Source organism: Cryobacterium sp. Y29 (genome assembly GCF_002929825.1).
GTDB lineage: Bacteria > Actinomycetota > Actinomycetes > Actinomycetales > Microbacteriaceae > Cryobacterium.
Genome location: NZ_PJJN01000029.1, coordinates 44018 through 64522 on the forward strand (window position 1 = coordinate 44018; position 20505 = coordinate 64522).

General features: G+C 62.2%; 19 protein-coding genes and 1 pseudogene. 15 read left to right on the forward strand and 5 right to left on the reverse strand.

The genetic code is table 11. The features are described 5' to 3' along the window. Positions 1 to 111: 111 nt before the first annotated feature. A complete protein-coding gene (gene murJ / locus CXY74_RS05255; protein WP_104199464.1) occupies positions 112 to 1737 on the reverse strand; it encodes a murein biosynthesis integral membrane protein MurJ in 1626 nt (541 codons plus the stop codon). Further along, positions 1730 to 3898 carry a DUF6049 family protein gene (locus CXY74_RS05260; protein WP_233193235.1) on the reverse strand — a complete coding sequence of 723 codons (2169 nt, stop codon included), beginning with the start codon at positions 3896 to 3898 and terminating at the stop codon, positions 1730 to 1732. Before CXY74_RS05260 ends, murJ begins: the two co-directional genes overlap by 8 nt. On the opposite strand from CXY74_RS05260, the gene CXY74_RS18180 reads away from it, so the two are divergent. The 13 genes and pseudogenes from CXY74_RS18180 (at position 3840) to CXY74_RS05320 (ending at position 15640) form a co-directional block, all read left to right on the forward strand. Continuing rightward, the gene (locus CXY74_RS18180; RefSeq protein ID WP_255409520.1) at positions 3840 to 3962 is read left to right on the forward strand and encodes a hypothetical protein; all 123 of its coding nucleotides are present in this window, start codon (positions 3840 to 3842) and stop codon (positions 3960 to 3962) included. The two genes, CXY74_RS05260 and CXY74_RS18180, sit on opposite strands and share 59 nt — an antisense overlap. A gap of 165 nt (positions 3963 to 4127) precedes the next feature. Then, on the forward strand, positions 4128 to 5558 hold the full coding sequence (locus tag CXY74_RS05265; RefSeq protein WP_104199466.1) for a CCA tRNA nucleotidyltransferase: 1431 nt from the start codon (positions 4128 to 4130) through the stop codon (positions 5556 to 5558). Continuing rightward, entirely contained in the window at positions 5548 to 6429 is an 882-nt protein-coding gene (locus CXY74_RS05270) for a carbohydrate ABC transporter permease (RefSeq protein ID WP_104199467.1), read from the forward strand. The genes CXY74_RS05265 and CXY74_RS05270 overlap by 11 nt, the downstream gene beginning before the upstream one ends. Then, complete coding sequence (locus CXY74_RS05275) at positions 6416 to 7246, forward strand: carbohydrate ABC transporter permease (RefSeq protein ID WP_104199468.1); 831 nt, start codon at positions 6416 to 6418, stop codon at positions 7244 to 7246. The genes CXY74_RS05270 and CXY74_RS05275 overlap by 14 nt, the downstream gene beginning before the upstream one ends. 43 nt (positions 7247 to 7289) lie before the next feature. After that, positions 7290 to 8630: a sugar ABC transporter substrate-binding protein gene (locus tag CXY74_RS05280; protein ID WP_104199469.1), complete on the forward strand. Its 1341-nt coding sequence runs from the start codon at positions 7290 to 7292 to the stop codon at positions 8628 to 8630. A 152-nt stretch (positions 8631 to 8782) separates the two neighbouring features. Then, positions 8783 to 9151 (forward strand): annotated as a pseudogene (gene rpsF / locus CXY74_RS05285) (30S ribosomal protein S6); the annotation flags it as partial. A 255-nt stretch (positions 9152 to 9406) separates the two neighbouring features. After that, positions 9407 to 9925 carry a single-stranded DNA-binding protein gene (locus CXY74_RS05290; protein ID WP_104197299.1) on the forward strand — a complete coding sequence of 173 codons (519 nt, stop codon included), beginning with the start codon at positions 9407 to 9409 and terminating at the stop codon, positions 9923 to 9925. A gap of 48 nt (positions 9926 to 9973) precedes the next feature. After that, positions 9974 to 10237 (forward strand): 30S ribosomal protein S18, encoded by a 264-nt coding sequence (gene rpsR, locus CXY74_RS05295; protein ID WP_035835236.1) that lies wholly within the window; start codon positions 9974 to 9976, stop codon positions 10235 to 10237. Positions 10238 to 10246: 9 nt separating this feature from the next. Continuing rightward, positions 10247 to 10696: a 50S ribosomal protein L9 gene (gene rplI, locus CXY74_RS05300; RefSeq protein ID WP_092110565.1), complete on the forward strand. Its 450-nt coding sequence runs from the start codon at positions 10247 to 10249 to the stop codon at positions 10694 to 10696. A 458-nt stretch (positions 10697 to 11154) separates the two neighbouring features. Then, entirely contained in the window at positions 11155 to 12582 is a 1428-nt protein-coding gene (gene dnaB, locus CXY74_RS05305; protein ID WP_370446127.1) for a replicative DNA helicase, read from the forward strand. A 508-nt stretch (positions 12583 to 13090) separates the two neighbouring features. Continuing rightward, positions 13091 to 14593 carry a DUF3375 family protein gene (locus tag CXY74_RS05310; RefSeq protein ID WP_158252299.1) on the forward strand — a complete coding sequence of 501 codons (1503 nt, stop codon included), beginning with the start codon at positions 13091 to 13093 and terminating at the stop codon, positions 14591 to 14593. Beyond that, positions 14590 to 15084 carry a DUF4194 domain-containing protein gene (locus tag CXY74_RS05315; protein ID WP_104199471.1) on the forward strand — a complete coding sequence of 165 codons (495 nt, stop codon included), beginning with the start codon at positions 14590 to 14592 and terminating at the stop codon, positions 15082 to 15084. The genes CXY74_RS05310 and CXY74_RS05315 overlap by 4 nt, the downstream gene beginning before the upstream one ends. Before the next feature lie 4 nt (positions 15085 to 15088). Further along, positions 15089 to 15640, forward strand: a complete 552-nt coding sequence (locus CXY74_RS05320) for a hypothetical protein (RefSeq protein WP_104199472.1) — start codon at positions 15089 to 15091, stop codon at positions 15638 to 15640. 301 nt (positions 15641 to 15941) lie between these two features. Here CXY74_RS05320 and CXY74_RS05330 read toward each other — a convergent pair whose 3' ends face one another. Next, positions 15942 to 17156 (reverse strand): Fic family protein, encoded by a 1215-nt coding sequence (locus tag CXY74_RS05330; RefSeq protein ID WP_104199571.1) that lies wholly within the window; start codon positions 17154 to 17156, stop codon positions 15942 to 15944. 386 nt (positions 17157 to 17542) lie between these two features. On the opposite strand from CXY74_RS05330, the gene CXY74_RS05335 reads away from it, so the two are divergent. Next, positions 17543 to 18169 carry a hypothetical protein gene (locus CXY74_RS05335; protein ID WP_104199473.1) on the forward strand — a complete coding sequence of 209 codons (627 nt, stop codon included), beginning with the start codon at positions 17543 to 17545 and terminating at the stop codon, positions 18167 to 18169. Next, entirely contained in the window at positions 18166 to 18435 is a 270-nt protein-coding gene (locus tag CXY74_RS05340) for a hypothetical protein (RefSeq protein WP_104199474.1), read from the forward strand. The genes CXY74_RS05335 and CXY74_RS05340 overlap by 4 nt, the downstream gene beginning before the upstream one ends. A gap of 70 nt (positions 18436 to 18505) precedes the next feature. On the opposite strand, the gene purB is transcribed toward CXY74_RS05340, so the two are convergent. Continuing rightward, entirely contained in the window at positions 18506 to 19888 is a 1383-nt protein-coding gene (purB, locus tag CXY74_RS05345; protein ID WP_104199475.1) for an adenylosuccinate lyase, read from the reverse strand. After that, positions 19885 to 20412 carry a low molecular weight protein-tyrosine-phosphatase gene (locus tag CXY74_RS05350; RefSeq protein WP_104199572.1) on the reverse strand — a complete coding sequence of 176 codons (528 nt, stop codon included), beginning with the start codon at positions 20410 to 20412 and terminating at the stop codon, positions 19885 to 19887. Before CXY74_RS05350 ends, purB begins: the two co-directional genes overlap by 4 nt. Positions 20413 to 20505 lie beyond the last annotated feature (93 nt).

Genomic DNA, 20505 nt, shown 5'->3' on the forward strand with positions numbered 1-20505 from the left:
CGGCTGCTATTCCATGGCCTCCCAGCTTGGAGGCGCTGCACCGGCACGGGTTAGGGAAAACCGGGTGCAGCCTTCACCTCGGCGCTGCGGCGACTGCGGCCATCGTGGTACCTAGCGGCGCAACCGTTCACGCAAGGGCGTCAGGAACGCTGTGAGCTCGTCGCTGCGCATGAGCAGCAGCAGGCCGAAGTAGCTCGCGGCCATGACCATACCGATGAGAACCATGGAGACCATGGCCGTAAGCCGTGAGGACACTGCGAAGCCATTCTCAACACTGCCCCCCAGGATCACCATGAGGGTCAGACCCGCAGCCAGGGGAATGATGACGGCGACCAGGTATTTCACTAGGCTGCGCAGAATACGGTGCCCGTCGATACCGTGCATTCGACGGCGCAGAAGCAGCACGGCCAGAATGGCCTGCAGTGTGCCGGTCACAGTGATCGAACCGGCGATGCCCACAGCAATCCAGTCTGTCGGCAGCCACGCGCATGCCACCACGGCGCAGACGAGCAAAACGACCTGGAACAGGGTGAAAAAAAACGGTGTCCGTGTGTCGCCGAGGGCGTAAAAGGTTCGTTGTACAACGAACAATACGCAGAACGGGACGAGCCCCAGAATAAACGCAATGATGACGTTGCCGATGGATTGAACCTGGTCGAATGGTGTCACGAAAACGGCAGCGAAAGGATAGGCGCAGACCGCAATAATGGCCGCAGCGAGCACGATCACCAGCGACGTTCCCCGAATCGCGCTCGAGGCATCCGTTTTCACCAGAGTCCAATTACCGAGTGAGGCATGTTCGCTCATCCGGGTGAAGTACGCCGTCGCGACCGACACTGTGATCACTGAGTGCGGCAGCATGAAGATCAGCCAGGCGGTGGCAAGAACGGCAACGGATGCTTTACCGTGTGCCAGCGTCACGACTTGCGTTTCGACGATGCCCGCGAAAGTGGTGAGCAGCAGCATGCCGAAGGTCCAGCTCGCCATTTTTCCTGCGGCCCCGAGACCGACGCCGCGAAAGTGGAAGTCCGGGCGAAAGCGCAAACCGATGCGGTGCCAGAAATAGAACAGCACGACGGCTTGGGTAATCACGCCGAGGGTGGCACTGCCTCCCAGCACAGCGACCATGGCCGATGTGATCTCGGTAGCCGAACGATCACCGAATGGGTCGGGGCGAAACAGCGTCGCGAAAACGACCAGGCCGGCGATGGCTACGAGGTTGTTGAGTACCGGCACCCACGTGAATGGTCCGAAGGATTTGCGAGCATTGAGGACTTCGCCCAGCAGCGTGTAGAGGCCATAGAAGAACATTTGCGGAAGGCACCAGTAGGCGAATGCCACGGCCAGCGCCTTCTCGTTCTGTGGCAGGTTCAAGCCGATGAACCCGGTGATGATGGGAGCCAACAGGGTAGCCGCGAGGGTCGCCGCAGACAGCACGACCAGAGCCAGCGTGAGCAGTTTGTTGATATAGGCCGTGCCGCCGTCGGCGTGCAGGCTGGCACGAACAATTTGCGGAACCAGAACGGCCGTCAGGATTCCGCCGGCCACGATCACATAGATCGTATTCGGCAGCTGATTGGCGATCGCGAAAGTATCGGCAGCGGCTCCGAACTGGCCGATTATGGCGGCGAGCACGATGACCTTGACGAAGCCGAGAATGCGCGACACGATCGTGCCAGAGGCCAGGAACGCGCTCGCTCGACCGATTCCACCGGTGCCGGTCACGGTATTAGACATCGGACTTTGCCTCCGGCAACACCTTGTCGCCTGCAGTAGCTGATTCCGCACCGGCGCGTTCCCGGCGCCGGCGCACGATGTTACGCCAGATGCCGAAACCAAAGAAGCCGACCACGAGGATCGCGAAAATGCTGGCGCCGACTCCTTCCCAGTCGGCGCGCACGCTGACATCGATGGGGGCCGGCTGGCCCAGCGGAGTGCCGTTCAGGGTGAATAAAGTGACTCGCAAGACGACGTCGCCATTACCGACGGCAGCGCTGACCGGCACGGAAACCGCCTGTGCGGAGTTGGGCTGAATAATGGTCTCGAGAGTGTCACCGACAACGAGTCGACCGTTGGAGGGCACAATCTCGGCACGCACGGTGACGGCTTGGTCTAAAGCGTTATTGAGCGTGATGCGGAGGTCGACCTTGCTGCCGACCACAATAATCGGTCCACGGGTGGTGACGGTCACGGCGTGAATCAGGTCGAAGGAGGCAGCCAGGCTCGCCTGGACCTGCATATCCCAGGCCGCTGCCTGCGAAGCCCAGGTCGTGTCCAGAAGGGCCAACACATTCAGTCGTGCCGGCGCGGTGAACGCAATAGGGTCGGCCAAAATGGTGGCGAATTCAGCGATCGCCCCCTCACGCTGCAACAGGGATCGGGCGAGCGTGACCCGGCTGCTGTCAATGGCCTGGTCGTGAAACGTCACCGTGGTGGCCGGGGCGGAGTTCACGGCTGACTGCAGCGGAGCCGCGTTCGACCAAGCCGTAGAATCGAGCGCCGCGAGGGTCTGCGCGATCCGGGTGGCACTCGCCGGGCTGCTGCGATCGAAAGTGACCAACATCGTGCGTGCCGCGTTGGGGTTCTCCGCAGACACGATCGCCAAGAGCGAAGCCGCTTCGGCGACGTTGACCCGCCACTCGTCCTCGGTCGTTGCCTCGGCGGCGGCACGGACGGCGGTCGAGAGCACGGAGTCACTGACGAGGGCCAGCCCGCCCGGAAGAGTGAATGCGGCATTAGGGGTGAAGACGTCGGATTGTTCGACGTTGCCGCTGGAGAGGATGGTCGTGGTTTGGCCGCTCGCGGCAAACACGCCGAGGTCGGTGCGCGCAACGTGCCCGGCGACCGGCCACCCGATCGCGGTGCTCGTGTAATCCCACGCCAACAGGTCACTGGTCGAGGGGATGACCGTTGCACCGGGTTCCAGCGTGGGAGTCGGGGTGGGCGTTGGGGAGGGGGCAGTTGTGGCCCTGGTCCGGGACGTGATGCTGGGCACATCGGTCGGTCTAATCGTGGGTTCAAGGATTGGTGTGGCCGGGGGCACGACAAACAGACTGGCGTCAATCGCCGACAGGAAAGACGTTGGCGCGAGCAGCGTCGTGGCTCCGGCCTGCGCTTGCAACGCGATGTCAGCATCCGCGTAGCCGAGGGGAAAGATCTCATTGCTCGCCCCGGCCAGGCGATCGAGCCAGGCCACGGCCGAGGCCGGAGCTGCGGTGCCGAGCACCCGAATCGAGGCGATGATCTGCGGATCAAGGGCGATCGTTGCCGTGGGGGTATCTATGGCGGCATCCAGTTGGCGAGAGAGCAGACCGACCGAGCTTGTGTACGCTTCGAGCGCCTTCGTCGTGATCAGGCCGGTCGCGCTCTCCGGGGTCGTGATCGGCAAGATGGAAGCCAGCTCGACCGGGGTGATGGCGCTGCCCTGCGACCAGACAAATGTGCCGCGGCCCTGCGCCTGAATCGCGTCATCCACACTGAGGGTCGCGGCGAGCCCACGGGATCCCCATGCGTTTCGGTCGGTCAATCCAACGGCCTCGGCCGGAACCGTGATGCTGAGGTTCGTGCTGGTACGAGCCGGAATAACTTCCGTCGTCGGCACGCCCACCAGCTGGTCGCCGGAGTTTGTGTCCTCATCGGGCCGCAGCCAGCTATCGAGCGCAGCTCGTGTGGTGAGCGCGAGTTGCGCGAGGTACACATCGATGCGGCCGGTCGGAATGTCAGCGTCCGTGTTGTTGTGCACGGTCACCGTCAGAATCAAATCCTGGCCAGGCGATAATTGCGTTGAATTGGTCGGAGATACGGTGACGCTGATGGTGTTTTCGAGGGTTGCGGCGCTCATGACCGTGCTGTTCTCCGTGTTGGCCCCGGCCAATGGGAAAGAAAATATTGGTGCCAAAATCAGTGAAGCCAAGGTGAGCAATCCGGCCAGAAACGCCATGATCGGACGCAATCCCCGATGACCTGACCCGCGTCCGGCCGGGCGCACGGCAGCGCACGCGGCAACCGGGAGCGCGGGCCGATGCGCGGGATCTGACTCGGCCACCATAAGGGGATTCTACGGCGTACGGGCCTAGAGCCGCCTGCACCGCGACTGCGCGCCTCAGGATGCCAACTAATATGGGCTTATGCAGAGCGTCGCGGCAGCCCTCGCACGACTGGGCGACCTGGCTGCCACTCCCACGGTATCCCGTCTGGCGAACGCATTTGCGGCGGCCGGCCATGAACTCGCCCTGGTCGGTGGCCCGGTGCGCGATGCGTTCCTAGATCGTCCACTGCACGACCTGGATTTCACCACGGATGCGACCCCCGACCAGATCCTCGCGCTCGTCAAGCCACTGTCAGAAGCGCAGTGGGACATCGGCCGGGCATATGGCACGATCGGTGCCAGCCTGGCCGGCGAGACCGTGGAAATCACCACCTATCGAGCCGACAGCTACGACGGCACCACCCGCAAGCCCGACGTCGTGTTCGGACGCCACCTGGAACCCGACTTGCTGCGCCGCGACTTCACCGTCAACGCGATGGCACTGCGCCTGCCCCAGTTGACACTCGTTGATCCGGCCGGCGGAATCGACGACCTGCTGGCCAAACGACTGCGCACCCCGAGCACTCCGGAGGTTTCATTCGGAGACGACCCGCTGCGGATGCTGCGCGCGGCTCGGTTCACCGGGCAGCTGGGTTTTACGCTGGACCTCGACACTGCACTGGCCATGGAGAAGATGCGGGACAGTATTCGTATCGTGTCGGCCGAACGCATCGGTGACGAACTGTCGAAACTGTTGGTCGCCAAGGACCCACGCGCCGGCATCGAAGTGCTCATGGAGTCGGGCCTGGCCGAGATCGTGCTCCCCGAGATTCCCGGCCTGCAATTGGAGATCGACGAGCACCACCATCACAAGGACGTGTACCAGCACAGCCTCACCGTGCTGGAGCAGGCCATGGGCTATGAGAAATCACGCGGCAACCTTGAGTCTCCCGACCTGATTGTGCGCCTCGCCGCCCTGCTGCACGACATCGGCAAGCCGGCCACCCGCAAACTCGAACCGGGCGGAGTGGTGAGCTTCTATCACCACGACGTGGTCGGGGCGAAGCTGGCGAAGAAACGACTGCGCGCCCTGCGCTTCGACAATGACACCATCAACGCTGTCGCTCGCCTGATCGAGTTGCACCTGCGCTTCTTCGGCTACACCGAGGGAGCCTGGACCGACTCTGCCGTACGCCGGTATGTGCGGGACGCGGGGGATCAGCTGGAACGGTTGCATATTCTCACCCGCGCCGACGTCACGACCCGCAACCGGCGCAAGGCAGACCGGCTCGGTTTCGCGTACGACGACTTGGAACAGCGTATTGCCGCGCTGAACGAGCAGGAAGAGCTCGGCGCCGTGCGCCCCGACCTCGATGGTGAACAGATCATGGTCGTGCTTGGCGTGAAACCGGGGCGGGAGGTGGGCGAGGCCTATCGTTATCTGCTCGAGCAACGACTTGATGACGGCCCGCTGGGCGAGGAAGAAGCCACCCGCCGTTTGACTCACTGGTGGGCGGAGCGTGTCCAGTAAAGACAGCCTGCGTCGACGCAGTGCGATCACCGGCTATGCCCTGCTCGCGCCCAGTCTGTTCGGCGTGGTCTGCTTTCTCCTGCTCCCGGTGCTCGTTGTGCTGTGGCTCAGCTTTCAGAGCTGGGACCTGATCGGCCCGATCACCTTCGTCGGTCTCGACAACTACCGATCCGTTCTCAGTGACGGTGTCTTTGGCAATTCACTGCTGGTAACGCTCATCTTTGTCGCGCTCGTGGTCCCGATTCAGACCCTGATCGGACTCGCCGCGGCCACTCTGCTTACGCGCGGGCTGCCGGGGTCGGCCTGGTTTCGCACCGTCTATGTATTGCCGTGGATTTGTGCACCACTCGCTCTCGGAGTGGTGTGGAAATGGATCCTCGCGCCCACCGACGGGGCACTCAACACCCTGCTCGGGCAGCGCGTCGAGTGGCTCAGTGACCCCGCACTGGCACTGCCGGCCGTGGCTGCAGTGGTGATCTGGACCAACGTCGGCTACGTCACCCTGTTCTTCATGGCCGGGCTGCTCAACATTCCCGGGCAGATTCTCGAGGCGGCCCGCATCGACGGGGCCGGCGCGGTCAAGATGTTCTGGCACATCAAGCTGCCCCTGTTGCGTCCAACGATGTTCTTTGTCTTGGTCACCACCGTTATTTCGGCCTTCCAGGTCTTCGACCAGGTGTACGCGCTCACCCAGGGTGGCCCGGCACGATCGACGGATGTTGTCGCCGCGCGCATCTACTACGAAGCTTTCGACGCCTTCGACCTCGGCCGCGCGGCCGTCATGGCCGTCGTCCTGTTAGTCATCCTGGTTGTCATCACCCTCGCCCAGCAGCTCTATTTTCGCCGGAGGGTCACCTATGAGATGGACTAAATTCTCCACCACGGCCGCTGTCTACCTGGTGCTGCTCCTTGGCGCCGTATTCACCCTCGGCCCGTTCCTGCTGAGTATCCTGACCGCGTTCAAGACGCGTGAGCAGTTCGCGCAGCAGTCGGCGCTGAGCTGGCCTGACCCGTTCACCCTGGAGAATTTTGCGCTGCTGCTGAACGGTCCGGCTCAATTCGGGCGCGCCATCCTGATCACGGTACTGGCGGCGGTGCTGATTCTGGTGGGGCAGTTGGTCTGCTCGATCCTCGCCGCCTATGCCTTCGCCCGGGTCGACTTCCCCGGTCGCCAGGTGCTGTTCTGGGTGTATCTGTCGACCCTGATGATCCCGCCGGTCGTGATTGTCGTTCCGCTGTACCTCATGATGACCGAGGCCGGGCTGCGCAACTCGTTTTGGAGTCTTGTACTGCCATTCGCGTTCGCCTCCCCCTATGCGATTTTTTTGCTGCGCGAATATTTTCGCGGAATTCCCCAGGAACTCATCGATGCTGCCCGGCTCGATGGGGCGAACACCCTCGACGTGTTGGTCGAGATCGTCGTGCCACTGTCCCACCCGATCATCGCCACCCTGGCCCTCATCACAATCGTGAGCCACTGGAACAGTTTCATGTGGCCGCTCGTGGTCACGACCGGCACCGAGTGGCGCGTCGTTACCGTGGCCACAGCGAGCCTGCAAAGCCAGTTCAACGGCAACTGGACACTCGTGATGGCGGCCACGACGCTCGCGCTCGTTCCGCTCCTTGCACTGTTCCTGATGTTCCAGCGCAGCTTCGTGCGGTCGATCGCCATCACGGGATCTGCGTAGGCTGGTCCACTGGGGAAGGTTCGATCCGTCAACAAAGGACATCATGGCCAAGCGTTCCACCATCATTGCTGCCGGCGCGCTCGCCGTGCTGCTTGTCATCACCGGGGTTGTCGCCGTACTGAATTCCTTCGACTCCGACACGGGAGACACGGCGACCACGGTGACTGTGCGCTTGTGGGATGAACAGGTCGCTGCCGCCTACGAGGAGTCTTTCACCGCCTTCGAACAGGACAACCCCGACATCCATGTCGACGTCGAGATCGTGCCGTGGGACGACTATTTCGAGAAGCTGCGCACCGACGTCGCCGGTGACAGTGCCCCCGACGTGTTCTGGGTCGATGGAGGCAGTTATCCCGCCTATGCCGACGCGGGCGCACTGCTCGACATTACGACTGCTATTGGAGCGGATGCCCAGGCCGGCTGGGTTCCAGCCGTCGTCGCCCAATACACCCGGGATGCCACGCTGTGGGGAGTACCGCAGCTGGCCGACCCCGGCATCGCGGTGTACTACAACGCCGACCTGCTCGGTGATGCCGGGCTGAGCGCCGAAGACGTATCTGCGCTCACTTGGGATCCCACCGGGAACAATGACACCCTCATCAGCGTGCTGCAGAAACTCACCAAGGACTACAACGGGAATACGGCCGACAGTGCAGAGTTCGACGGCTCCAACCTCAGCCAATACGGCTACAACGCTGGCTACGACCTGCAGGCGATGGTGCTGAACTATCTGGCCTCCGGTGGCGCCCAGTTCCAGAATGAATCGAATCAGTATGCCTTTGCGTCTGACCCGGGCCTCACGTCATTCCAGTACCTCGTCGACCTCATGAACAAATGGCACGTCGCTCCGTCGGCCGCCGATACAAACACCAACGGCGATTTCAGCCGCGAGCAGTTTCTGCAGGGCAAGATGGCCCTGTTCCAGAGCGGGGTGTATAACCTCGCCAACGTGAATGCAGGGGCGAATTTCGACTGGGGCATCGTGCGACTTCCCAGCGGTCCCGCCGGCTCGATCAGCGGGGTCGATGGCATTGCTGCTGCCGGAAATGCTTCATCGGAGCACCCGGTGGAAACTCAGCGGGTGTTGGAATGGCTCGGGAGCGCTGCCGGCTCCGAATTCATCGGAGCGTCCGGCGCAGCGTCTCCGGCCGTGCTGGCCGCGCAGCCTGCATACGCTGCTTACTGGGCCGCCGAAAAGGTCGACATCAGCCCGTTCTACGACGTTTTGGCTGCCGGAACGGCGCCGGCGCCGCGCGGGGCTGGCTGGCCGGCCGCCGAGAACGCCATGCGGCCACTGCTGGACGAGGTCTTCCTCGGTCGCATTCCGGTGCACCAGGGCGTGCTCGCCGCCCAGAACGCGGCAAACGAGACTCTGACCGAGTAGACCGGCCGATCAACTGGCGTAACGAGTCGGTATCCGGTAGTCTGGGCAGGTTGCCTGCGTGCCGGATTCCTGGCCTCCGCGTTCAGCACATGCACAACCCTCCTGTTACAGAAAGTCTGTAGCCGTTTTAGTCCGAAGGAGGTGGGTTAGTCATGCATCAGTACGAACTAATGGTTATCCTCGATCCCGAGATCGATGAGCGCACCGTAGCTCCCAGCCTTGACAAGTTCCTCAACGTTGTTCGCAACGATGGCGGAACCATTGACAAGGTTGATGTCTGGGGTCGTCGTCGTCTCGCATACGAGATCAACAAGAAGACCGAAGGCATTTATGCCGTCGTCGACTTCACCGCGAACGCCTCAGCCACGGTCGAGCTCGACCGCCAGCTGAGCCTGTCCGAGGCAGTCATGCGCACCAAGGTGCTCCGCGCCGAAGAGGGCATTGCCCAGGTCGTTGTCGCGACCAAGCTGGCCGCAGAGAAGGCTGCCCGCAAGGCTGCCAACCCCAAGGTCATCGCGGCCAAGGCTGAAGCTGCTGCTGCTGCCGCTGCCGCTCCGGCGGCCAAGGTTGCCGCTGCTGCGAAGCCTGTCGTCGCCGATGCAGTCGAGGCTCCGGCCGCTGCTGCTCCGGTTGCCGCCAAGGTCGACGCATCCACTCCGGTTGCTGCCGCTTCCACCGCGGTCCCCTCCGCGAAGGTTGCTGCCGCCAAGCCTGCTGCTGCCAAGGCCACTCCGGCTCCGGCCGCTGTTGCCGACAAGGCAAGCGACAAGTAGCCCATGGCTGGCGAGACCGTAATCACCGTGGTGGGAAACCTCACCAGCGACCCGGAACTGCGTTATACGCAGAACGGGCTGGCGGTTGCCAACTTCACCATCGCTTCCACTCCGCGCACATTCGATCGCGCGGCTAACGAGTGGAAAGATGGCGACGCGCTGTTTTTGCGTGCGAGCGTTTGGCGTGAATTCGCCGAGCACGTGGCGGGTTCACTGACCAAGGGGTCGCGTGTCATCGCTTCCGGGCGTCTCAAGCAGCGTTCGTATGAGACGAAGGAAGGTGAAAAGCGCACGAGCATGGAGCTCGAGATCGACGAAATTGGTCCCTCGCTGCGCTACGCCACCGCTTCCCTCACTCGCGCGCAGTCGTCCGGCCCCCGCAGCGGCGCTCCCGCTGTCGGCGGTCAGGGCAATGATGAGCCGTGGGCACCCAGCGCCCCCGCCAAGGCCGCTGCGCCCGCAGCGTCCGGTGGAGACGTCTGGAACAGTCCAGGCAACTTCAGCGACGAGACTCCCTTCTAAGCCACGCCTGGCGCGTAGCTAACACCTTTTTGAGAAAGTAAGGAAATCATGGCTGGAAAGTCGAGCGGCGACCGCCGCAAGCCGCTTCGCGGAGCTAAGGGTGGCAAGAACGCCGCCCCCGCGAAGTCGATTCGGGTTGGTGTCATTGATTACAAAGATGTCCCCACCCTGCGCAAGTTCATCTCCGAGCGTGGAAAAATCCGCGCCCGCCGCATCACAGGCGTCTCCGTCCAGGAACAGCGCCTCATCGCCCGTGCCGTCAAGAACGCTCGCGAAATGGCTTTGCTGCCCTACGCAGGCTCAGGCCGGTAAGGAAACCAAATGTCGAAATTGATTCTGACGCATGAGGTCTCCGGCCTCGGTGCACCCGGCGACGTCGTAGACGTCAAGAACGGGTTTGCTCGTAACTATCTCGTTCCCAAGGGTTTCGCTGTTGCGTGGACCCGTGGTGGCGAGAAGCAGATCGAGCAGATCAAGGCCGCCCGCGCAGCGCGCGAGCACGCCACCTTCGAAGAGGCCGAGGCACTCAAGGTCAAGCTTGAGAACACCAAGGTCACCCTGGTCGTCAAGGCCGGCGCCGGCGGGCGCCTGTTCGGTTCGGTCAAGACCACGGATGTGGCTAACGCCGTTGCAGCCGCTGGCCTCGGTACGGTTGACAAGCGCAAGATCGAACTCACCGCGATCAAGCTGACCGGTGAGCACACGGCAACGGTTCGTCTTCGTGACGAGCTCAGCGCCACGATCACCCTCGTGGTCGTCGCCGCCAAGTAACAACGCACCTCGGTGGGTCCGGTGCGGTACGACCGGCAGCTTCCACCTACTCCCGTAGCGGGGGATTCCTCAGGGAATCCCCCGCTACGTGACGTTAACGATCGTTTTGGGGGATTGACCCGGTGCTTTTGTGCACAGGTGAGCATTCGTATCGGCAAGGTTCAACGGTTTATTGAAGGTACTTTACTCACAACCATGTTGATAATTTAAAAGCCTGATCAAAGTGGTTTTATTCGTCTAATTTTAATATCTGTCCACAGGTGAGTGCACAGGTTCTGCACAATCTCCACGGCGTTTCGCGCAGATTATCCACAGGGTTATCCACAGGGGGGTTTGTGGCGGGTGCTGCTCGCTCTTTAGGGTGATCCAGTGTCGGCATCTCGCTCAGGCTGGTGTGTCCCGTCTTGTGTCGGTGGGCCCTGATACACCTATGAGAACGACAGAGAAAGAGGTGCCGAGTGTCAATCGCTCACCTGGGCCTGGCAAATCAGCCAGCGTCAAATGAGTACGGTTTGTCCGCGAGTGGTGGACCCGGTCGCAACGAGCGGCCAGCTGAAGCCTGGAAATCGGAGCGAGCACTGCCCCACGATCTCCTCGCAGAACAAAGCGCCCTCGGTGGCATGATGCTCAGCAAAGACGCTGTCGCCGACGTTGTCGAGACCGTGCGGGGCGGCGATTTCTACATCCCCAAGCACGAGATCATCTTCGACGCCATTCTCTCGCTCTACGCCCAAGGCGAGCCGACCGACGTGATCACCGTCACCGATGAGCTCACCAAAGTCGGTGAACTGTCGCGGGCCGGCGGTGCGGACTACCTGCACACCCTGACGAGCCTGGTGCCCACCGCTGCCAACGCGGGGTTCTACTCGACCATCGTGGCCGAACGCGCGCTGCTGCGCCGTCTGGTCGAGGCTGGCACCCGTATCGCCCAAATGGGCTACGCCGCAGAAGGGGAGGTTCTCGACCTCGTCAACACCGCGCAGGCCGAAATCTATGCCGTCACCGGGGGGACTCAGACGGAGGACTATGTTCCGCTCACCGATGCTGTGACGGCGGCGATCGAGGAAATCGAGGCCGCCAAGCTCAAAGACGGCCAAATGAGCGGCGTCCCCACGGGATTTGCAGACCTCGATGAACTGACCAACGGATTCCACGGTGGCCAGCTCATCATCGTGGCGGCTCGTCCGGCGTTGGGTAAGTCCACCCTCGCCCTCGACTTCGCACGCTCGGCGTCCATCCACCACAACATGCCGAGCATCTTCTTCTCGCTTGAAATGGGGCGCAGCGAAATTGCGATGCGCCTGCTTGCGGCGGAGGCTTCCGTTCCTCTCCAGAGCATGCGCAAGGGAACCGTTGAGGCGCGCGATTGGACCACGATTGCCGCTACCCGCGGCCGCATCAACGACGCACCGCTCTACATCGACGACAGCCCGAACATGACCCTGGTTGAGATCCGCGCCAAATGCCGCAGACTCAAGCAGCGGGTCGGCCTCAAGATGGTCATCATCGACTACCTGCAGCTGATGACCAGTGGCAAGAAAGTCGAGTCACGCCAGCAAGAGGTCAGCGAGTTCTCGCGCGCTCTCAAGCTGCTCGCCAAAGAGCTGCAGGTTCCGGTGATCGCGTTATCCCAGCTCAACCGTGGGCCAGAGCAGCGCGCTGACAAGATGCCGGCTATTTCCGACCTTCGTGAGTCGGGTTCACTCGAGCAGGATGCCGACATGGTTATTTTGCTCCACCGCGAGAGCGCCTACGAGAAAGAAAACCCGCGCGCCGGCGAGGCCGACCTCATCGTGGCCAAGCACCGTAACGGCCCGACGCGCACCGTCACGGTTGCCTTTCACGGCCACTACTCGCGCTTCGCCGACATGGTGGCGGGCGGGTAGTTGTGAACGTTCCAAATAAAGTGTCGCCTGGCCAAATAAAATGTCGCCGGTCGCTCGGAGCGACACTTTATTTGGCACAGAGGACTTCCGACCGATGCTAGCCAGCGTCCGTGAAGATCTTCGAGGTGGCTCACCAGCTGTCCGAGACCCGAGTCGGGGTCCGTAAAACTTAGGGGCGCCGCTCGACGCACAGCAAGCATGAGCCGGGACACGAAACGCGAATTGAGTGAACTGGCTTCTTTCGCGGATCTTGGCCGACTCCGCTCTAGATCTGAGTCGGCACTGGGCCTCCTTCTCCTCTGATTGTCAGGGCTGGATGTGTTGAGTGCATTGCTGGTCCGATTCGGGCGGCCGCCCGTTCAGTAGCAGTACCGCGACCTCCCGGCTCCCTCAGCGAAATCCTTTGTCGGTGGTCTTAGGGATAATGATGTGAGTGCCAAGCGTTGGGGTCCCGCTGTCGAACGTAACGATGATTGGGGAGCGGCTGGCACGGTCAAGGGGGCAGTCAATGGCAGACATCGGTACGGCATACTCTGACGCCGAAAGTGCCCTTGGGCGGCCTGCACTGGCCTTGTTGACGCGGAAAGCAGCACCGGCGATCCTGACGATCTTCACAACCGTGTTCACCGCCGGCCCCATTCCTGCCGACCGTTTCCTTGCTGTCGTGGGCAATCATTTCCAAGCCCTCCGTGAGCAGGGACGATCGGGCGTCCCAGAGAACCTATCGACCCGGGCCGTCGTCAATACCTGGGTGAACGAAGGCTGGTTGCTTTACGCCACCACGCCTGACGGAGATGAGCAGTACGCGCTCACATCGCATTCCCAAACCGCATTGGACTATGTCGGCCGGGCGGGGAAGGGCAGGGCAATGGTGTCACAGTCGCGTATTCGCTCGATCCTTGAAGCCGCTCGGGAATGTGCCGACGCAGCGAACCCCGACCGGCCTCAACGCATCGCTCGGCTCGATGCCGATATTGCCTCTTTCACGAAAGAGCGGGAACGGCTTGCTTCGGGCGGGGACATTGTCCAGACCAGCGACGAAAGAGTCCTTGAGGCCTACTTGAACCTCAAGGAACTGCTCGAGCAGCTTCCGGCTGACTTCCTACGCGTGACAGAGTCCGTGGAGTCAGAGCAGAGAATAATCCTCGCTGACTTCCACGCCGAGGCGGTGTCCACCGGAACGGTCGTGTCCGATTACCCGGACCGAGCCGCTGCGTCACTTCTGCAGACGCAGGAGGGGAGAGCCTTTCAAGGTGCACAAGAACTGCTCCGGGACCCCAGCCTGATGGATCAGCTCCGACGAGACGTGGACACTACGCTTGCCCACCCGATTGCCGAGACACTGACCCTGGATGAGCGGAAGGCGTTTCGGGGAACCCCTACGCTTCTGGAATCAAACGTTGGCTCGGTGTTGTCGAAACGGCATCAGAACACCCGAACGATTCAGCAATACGTGAGCAGGCGTGCGGCAAGCACGGACAAGGAAGTTGATTCCCTCGTGACTCAACTCAAGGCAGCTCTCCTGGATTGGGCCCCGGTCGGCAAAGCACGCGACGGTGTTCCCGCTGCGGTGCAGATCGCGCAAGTTGACATCGGCCACCTGCAACAAAAACTGTACGATCCCTCGGATCATCGACCCCCGCCTCCACTTGTAACAGTCTCCACCGAGGGAGGCGGCCTCGATCTAGCGGAACTTCTGCAGCAGGGCGGACCCCGACTAGAAGCACTCAAGGCAGTCCTTTCCCAGGCCCTCACCGCCGCTGATGCCGTGCCGGCAGCCGCTGCATTCAACGGCTCTCCCACCGACCTTCGCCGTCCGGTGGAAATCCTCGGATACCTCCAACTCGCCGAACGCGCAGGTGCCATGACCACAACGGGCGAAACAGATGTCTACGAGGCAGTCCGACCCGATGGAAGCCGCAAGGCTTTCCGGGCGGCACGGGCAGTCTTCAGCCGCAGTCACCTTCCCCACCTGGAACCCGCCACACCATCTCGGAGCCGCACATCATGAACGAGGACGCCGCCGCCTTCTACGATCCCGAGGGATCCAGTCCGGACGCTTTGGGCCAAGTGACCTTATTTCAGGGGGATGTCGGGTCCTTGAATCCTGAGCAACGGCGGACGTTCGTCACATTGCTCAAGCGGCGCTACATATCGGCCGATACGCACCCGGCCGAATGGGCGGAACTGCTCGCAGCCCCGCACGTGTTCCGGACCCGCTTCAACGACATGTATCTCACCTTGGAAATCAACACCGTTTACCAGGTCGCCTACACGGCGAGCCTGGTGCGACGGTGCCAGACCCGCGGAAACAGTGGGGTCACGAACGCGAAATGGCGTCAGCTTCGATGGAATCTCACAGTCAGTGTGAGATTCGCTTGGACGCGACGCATGTTTCATCCGACTTTCTTCACCGGCATCAATAACACCATTGGACCTGACCAGCGCCTCTTGGAGCTGTTGACTAAGTACAACCAGCCGTTCATTCTGTGGGTAGCCTGATCCCATGCTGACTTTGATGAGCGCCTCGAAAGAGGAAATAGCGCGAGCGCACCACGCGTATCTGGACGGTTTCGATGATGCCCGGGCGCGAATCCGAGAGCACCTCCGGGCGACCGGCGGCCCCGACCCGGACGGCAGCATCGAGAGCCTCCCTGGTATAGGCGTCTGGTTCTTCGAGCACCTGCCGGAAAGAGATGAGGCAGCGCCCACGGGCTGGATTCCTGCCTGGTGGAATCCCCAGGTTCCACCTGCGGGAGAAGGCGTCGAAACTCACGCGCCCCTCACCCGGCAGCAGCTGAGGCTCATTGATGAGGTCCATGCCTACGTCGCGGAAGTCGTCATGACCCACGCCAGCGGGGCGAAATGGGTGGTGTACAAGGGGAGCAAGAAGGATATACGTCATGGAACGACGGTCATTCAGCTGGACAAGCGGCGGCAGTTCTATCCGCTATCCCTAGTTTACAAAGCAGCTCTCAATGTTGTGCTGCTCGACAAATTCGTGAGGCCCACGATCTTTTATGACGTCGTGGGGCGAGACATCGGTGATGCGGATTGACAGAACCGCGTTCTCCGACGATCTGGCCGAACTTTCCGCTGCTTGCCAGCAGTTGATCGCGGATGCGACGAGTGAGGTCACCGAAACCACGGTCGACCGCTATTACGGCAGCCGGGTCGAAAACCAACGTCTTCAAGGTCGCGGATTGGGCCATCGCCGGCCGCAACGGCGAGGCGCTGGTCACGCTGNCCGCGCCTCTGTTCAGGTTGGCCGGCCTGGCCGGCCGCCTCGGGCCAGCCCTCGTGGCAATGCTCACGTCGGCCCGGCCGCTACCGGCCGGCCAGGGCCGCCGGCCACCTTGTTAGGCGTTCAGCGCCATCGCGGCCTGGATGCGTCGGTCAAGATCATCCAGCTCGGCCAGCGCCTCTGACGCAGCCCACACACGGTTCTTTTTGCGGCCGGTGATTTCCTGGATGTACCCGGCTCGGGTGAGCTGGTCGATGGCCCGGTAGGCCTGGGAAGCCACGGACCCGGACCGTGCCTCGATCTCGGCCGCACTCATCACTGGGTGGTCATAGAACGCCTGGATCAGTGCGGCGGCCGCGGATCCGGCGCGAGGGCGCAGCTCTGCTACCCACGCATCGGGCATCGCCTTCAGGCGAGCGATGGTGCCGCGCGAGCACTCGGCGGCAGCACGGGCTGAGTGCGCGAACAAGCTAATTAGCGGCCCGGGATCGCCGCGGCGGTAGGCGCCGAGCGCTGCAAAATAGTCCTCGCGGCGGGCGAGGAGACCACTGGCCAGAGGTACAACAGCGTTGCGGGTGACGCCGCGGCGACGCAGAACAGCGGATACCAGCGCACGTCCGATGCGACCGTTGCCGTCGGTGAAGGCGTGGATCGACTCGAACTGCGCGTGGCCGATCGCGGCCTGCACCATCACTGGGACGTCGTCGCGGTTGAGGTACGCCACCAGGTCCGTCATTAGCTCAGCGACTCGCGCAGGCGCCGGCGGCACGTGGAGGGCGTCTCGGGGTGAGTAGTCGCTTCCGCCGATCCAGTTCTGCATGTCCCGTAGACGTCCTGCGTAGCTCGCTTCGCCGGGATCGTCCAGCATTAGCGCGCGGTGCGCGCTCTCGATGTGCTCCAGCTCAAAACGGCCGTGCTGCTCGACGGTGGTGATGAGTTCGTGCAGCGCAGCCGAGGCGGCGACCATGCTCATCGCCGAGGCATTGCCGCGGTTGCCTGCAACAGCTTGGGCGTAGTCCAGCGCCGAGGCAGAGATGTGCTCGATCTTCGAGGAAGCCACAGATTCCGAACGCACCATGAAACGGCTCAGCGCCGCTGAATGGCCTTCCGCGTCGGTGTCAGCCTGCGCGACGGCGAGAAGGGCTTTCTCGGTTTCCAGTAGCACTGCCAGGGGCGGCATGTAGTCGAGCGTCTGGATCAGTGGCGGGATCGTCGCGTCGACCGAACTCAGCACCCGGTCTTCACGCGTGCCACTGCGTATCTGCTGACGCCAGGGCAGAGTCTCAACCTCGTGTGGAGGCCAGGCGGTGTTGGTGACTTTAGCGTGCATAACCACAACTTTACCGCCCATAGATGGTGTTTGTCATTGCTAAACACGAATTAGGGCGCGAATCGTGGTGACTAGCTCGTGCCGGCGCCTAGACGTCGTCGACCAGGGCCTGCGCCGGTTGATCGGGCTGGAGAGCGCGTTGGGTTGCCAAATAAAATGTCGCCTGCCAAAGCGGCTTGCTCGGGGCGACAAGTTATTTGGACAACGACGGCGACACTTTATTTGGCAGCCCGCTCGAGCGCTGGGGTACCGGCGACACTTTGCACGGCCGTTCACAGTAGTTTGCGCTGTGCTCTCGGCATCAGCGCGTGCAGCCCGCTCGCAGATCCGGCCGGTGTCGCCGCGTAGACTAAGCCTGTCCAACCTTGCAACGAAAGAGGTCGTGCGTGGCAAACGCGCAGGTACCATCCAGCGTCGGGCCCCGCTATTGGGCCGTGCCCGTCGGGCGCGCCATGATCGCAGTCATCCCAGCCATCATCATCACATTCAACCGGGATCACTCCGCGCAGCTGGGTCTAATCGTTTTCGGCGCATTCGCCCTGGCTAGCGGACTCCTTCTCGTGCTGGTCGGGCCTCGCTCCCTGACCGTCACCACCGACCGCAGCCTGTTTCTCATTCATGGAGTCGTGAGCATGATCGCTGGGGCGCTGGCCCTCGGTTTCCACACCGGTGGACACGGGCTCTTTCTCTTCGTCGTGAGCGTCTGGGGAGCCGTCACTGGTCTGCTCGAAATCTATGCCGGCATCCGAGTGCGCTCACGTCCTCTGCCCGCCAAGGACTGGCTTTTCACCGGCATTGGCGCAGCGGTACTCGCCCTGCTCCTTCTGCTGCTTCCGCCCAACCCGGTTGTCTCGGTCGGGTTGTTCGGCGCCTACCTGGTCTTTCTCGTTGTATTCCTGCCGATTGCCGGGCTGTCCCTCAAAGGGGAATCTCCGCGACAGCGTTCTGGTGCCACAGCACCAGCGGACACCGCCCCCGCGAACACCGCAACCAATGATTTGGATTCCCTGTGACCAAAAAGACTCCTGGTACCCCCGACCCGGCGCACCAGCCGAGCCGTTCTGATCGGTTGAAGCCGGTCGAATTGCTCGCGATCTCTGCCGGGATGGCCCTGTTCGTCGGGTTGACCATTCTCGGGACCACACGCGAACTCATGCTCTCCGTGATCGGGCTCGGTGTGACGTTTATCGTGGCGCTCGTGGTGATCGCGATGCTCGTGCTCGGTATGAAACCGAACGCGTCAGAGCAAAGTGACCTTGATGAGCAAAACGGCCACTAGCCAACGTCCAATTACACAAGAGCACCGTCATCGGTTTCGATGACGGTGCTCTTGTGTAATTAGCGGCTGGTCAGGGCAGATAATCAACCAAGGCGTCGGAGAGACCGACGTAGCTGGCCGGGGTCAGGGCCAGGAGCCGGGCCTTGGCGGCGGCGCCGATGTCGAGGGCTGACACGAACTCGGCCAGGTCAACGTTCGTGATGCGCTTACCGCGGGTCAGCTCCTTGAGCAGCGCGTATGGGTCTTCAATCGATGAGCGCCCCGCCGAGACCTCGGCACGAATCACGGTCTGAATCGCCTCTCCCAGAATTTCCCAGTTGGAGTCGAGGTCGCTCGCGAGAAGCGCACGGTCAATATCAATCTCGCCGAGGCCCCGCAGAATATTATCGAGCGCGAGCAACGAATGCCCAAAGCCGACACCGATATTGCGCTGGGTGGTCGAGTCGGTGAGGTCACGCTGCAGACGGCTGGTCACGAGAGTTGCCGCGAGCGAGTCCAGGATGGCGCAGGACAGTTCGAGGTTGGCCTCCGCGTTTTCGAATCGAATCGGATTGATCTTGTGCGGCATCGTGGAAGAACCGGTGGCGCCAACCTGGGGGATCTGGCGGAAGTAGCCAATGGAAATATAGGTCCAGATATCGGTGGCCAGGTTGTGCAGAATGCGGTTCGCGTGGGACGTGCGCGAATACAGCTCGGCCTGCCAGTCGTGCGATTCGATCTGGGTAGTGAGCGGGTTCCACCCAAGGCCAAGACCCTCGACGAACTGGCGCGACACCGCAGGCCAGTCGACAGAGGGCTCAGCAGTTACGTGAGCGGCGAAGGTTCCAGTAGCACCGCTGAACTTGCCCAAATACTCACCGGCATTGATCTGACGCACGATGCGCTCGAGCCGGTAAACGAACACAGCGAGTTCTTTTCCCATGGTTGTCGGCGTAGCGGGCTGTCCATGGGTGCGCGCCAGCATTGCATCCGATCGAAATTCCAGCGCGTTTCTGCGCAGCGCATCAATGACCAAGCCCAGCTTAGGTAGCCAGACGGTCTGGACGGCGTCACGAACGGTCAGGGCGTAGGAGAGGTTATTGATGTCTTCGCTGGTGGCGGCAAAATGGGTGAGTTCGCTGATATGGCCGAGGCCCAGCGTCTCCAGGCGTCGCCGAACGAGGTATTCGACGGCCTTGACGTCGTGACGGGTGGTGGCCTCAAGCGTGGCCAGTTCGTCAATCTCGGCCTGACCGAAATCGGTCACGAGGGAGCGCAGGGCGAGCTTCTGTTGGGTGTTGAGGGGCGCAGAACCAAACAAACTGCGGTCGGTGAGGGTGATCAGCCACTCCACCTCGACGCGCACACGGGCACGGTTGAGACCGGCCTCGGACAGGAACTCGCCCAGATCGGAAACGGCGGCTCGGTAGCGGCCATCTAGTGGGCTCAGAACCTGTACGGGTAGGTGACTCATTGGACTCCCTGTCGAATTGCGGGTGCAAGTTGTTTCACAAGTGCGTGACTTGCCCTCTCAATCATGCCCAATACGGCGTCAAACAACGCATCGTCGGCATAGTACGGGTCTGGCACGTCGAACAGGGTGGCTTGCTCGGCGTCAAAGCTCAGCAGCAGGCGCACCTTGGCGCGATCGCGATCCTCCAGTGCCCAGTTACGCAGGATGCGCTCCTGGCTGCGGTCGAGGACGACGACAAGGTCGTGCTCAGCGAACCACAGCGGGTCAAACTGACGGGCCCGATGGTGACTGCCGTCATAGCCGCGCTTGGCCAGGGCCGTGATCGTGCGACCGTCGGCTTGCTCCCCCACGTGCCAGTCTCCGGTCCCAGCTGAACTGCTCGCGATGAGACGACCAAGACCAAGCTTCGTGACGAGGTCGCGAAGCACGACCTCGGCCATGGGTGATCGGCAGATGTTACCCGTGCAGACGAAAATGATTCGAAACGGCGTCGACTCATCGGGGGTGAGAGGCGCGAAGGGCATGCCGTCCATTGTGGAGCAGTTTCGTCTTCTCCACACGCCCAGTTCTTGGTGTCTGTGCACAGATTGCGCGCGGGTCAGCCAGCAGAATCGCTC

Bases quoted from the DNA above. Each gene is read 5' to 3' on its own strand.
- murJ (WP_104199464.1), bottom strand. From the start codon at position 1,737: ATGTCTAATACCGTGACCGGCACCGGTGGAATCGGTCGAGCGAGCGCG.
- CXY74_RS18180 (WP_255409520.1), top strand. From the start codon at position 3,840: ATGACCGTGCTGTTCTCCGTGTTGGCCCCGGCCAATGGGAAAGAAAAT.
- CXY74_RS05265 (WP_104199466.1), top strand. From the start codon at position 4,128: ATGCAGAGCGTCGCGGCAGCCCTCGCACGACTGGGCGACCTGGCTGCC.
- CXY74_RS05275 (WP_104199468.1), top strand. From the start codon at position 6,416: ATGAGATGGACTAAATTCTCCACCACGGCCGCTGTCTACCTGGTGCTG.
- CXY74_RS05280 (WP_104199469.1), top strand. From the start codon at position 7,290: ATGGCCAAGCGTTCCACCATCATTGCTGCCGGCGCGCTCGCCGTGCTG.
- CXY74_RS05290 (WP_104197299.1), top strand. From the start codon at position 9,407: ATGGCTGGCGAGACCGTAATCACCGTGGTGGGAAACCTCACCAGCGAC.
- rpsR (WP_035835236.1), top strand. From the start codon at position 9,974: ATGGCTGGAAAGTCGAGCGGCGACCGCCGCAAGCCGCTTCGCGGAGCT.
- rplI (WP_092110565.1), top strand. From the start codon at position 10,247: ATGTCGAAATTGATTCTGACGCATGAGGTCTCCGGCCTCGGTGCACCC.
- CXY74_RS05310 (WP_158252299.1), top strand. From the start codon at position 13,091: ATGGCAGACATCGGTACGGCATACTCTGACGCCGAAAGTGCCCTTGGG.
- CXY74_RS05315 (WP_104199471.1), top strand. From the start codon at position 14,590: ATGAACGAGGACGCCGCCGCCTTCTACGATCCCGAGGGATCCAGTCCG.
- CXY74_RS05320 (WP_104199472.1), top strand. From the start codon at position 15,089: ATGCTGACTTTGATGAGCGCCTCGAAAGAGGAAATAGCGCGAGCGCAC.
- CXY74_RS05330 (WP_104199571.1), bottom strand. From the start codon at position 17,156: ATGCACGCTAAAGTCACCAACACCGCCTGGCCTCCACACGAGGTTGAG.
- purB (WP_104199475.1), bottom strand. From the start codon at position 19,888: ATGAGTCACCTACCCGTACAGGTTCTGAGCCCACTAGATGGCCGCTAC.
- CXY74_RS05350 (WP_104199572.1), bottom strand. From the start codon at position 20,412: ATGCCCTTCGCGCCTCTCACCCCCGATGAGTCGACGCCGTTTCGAATC.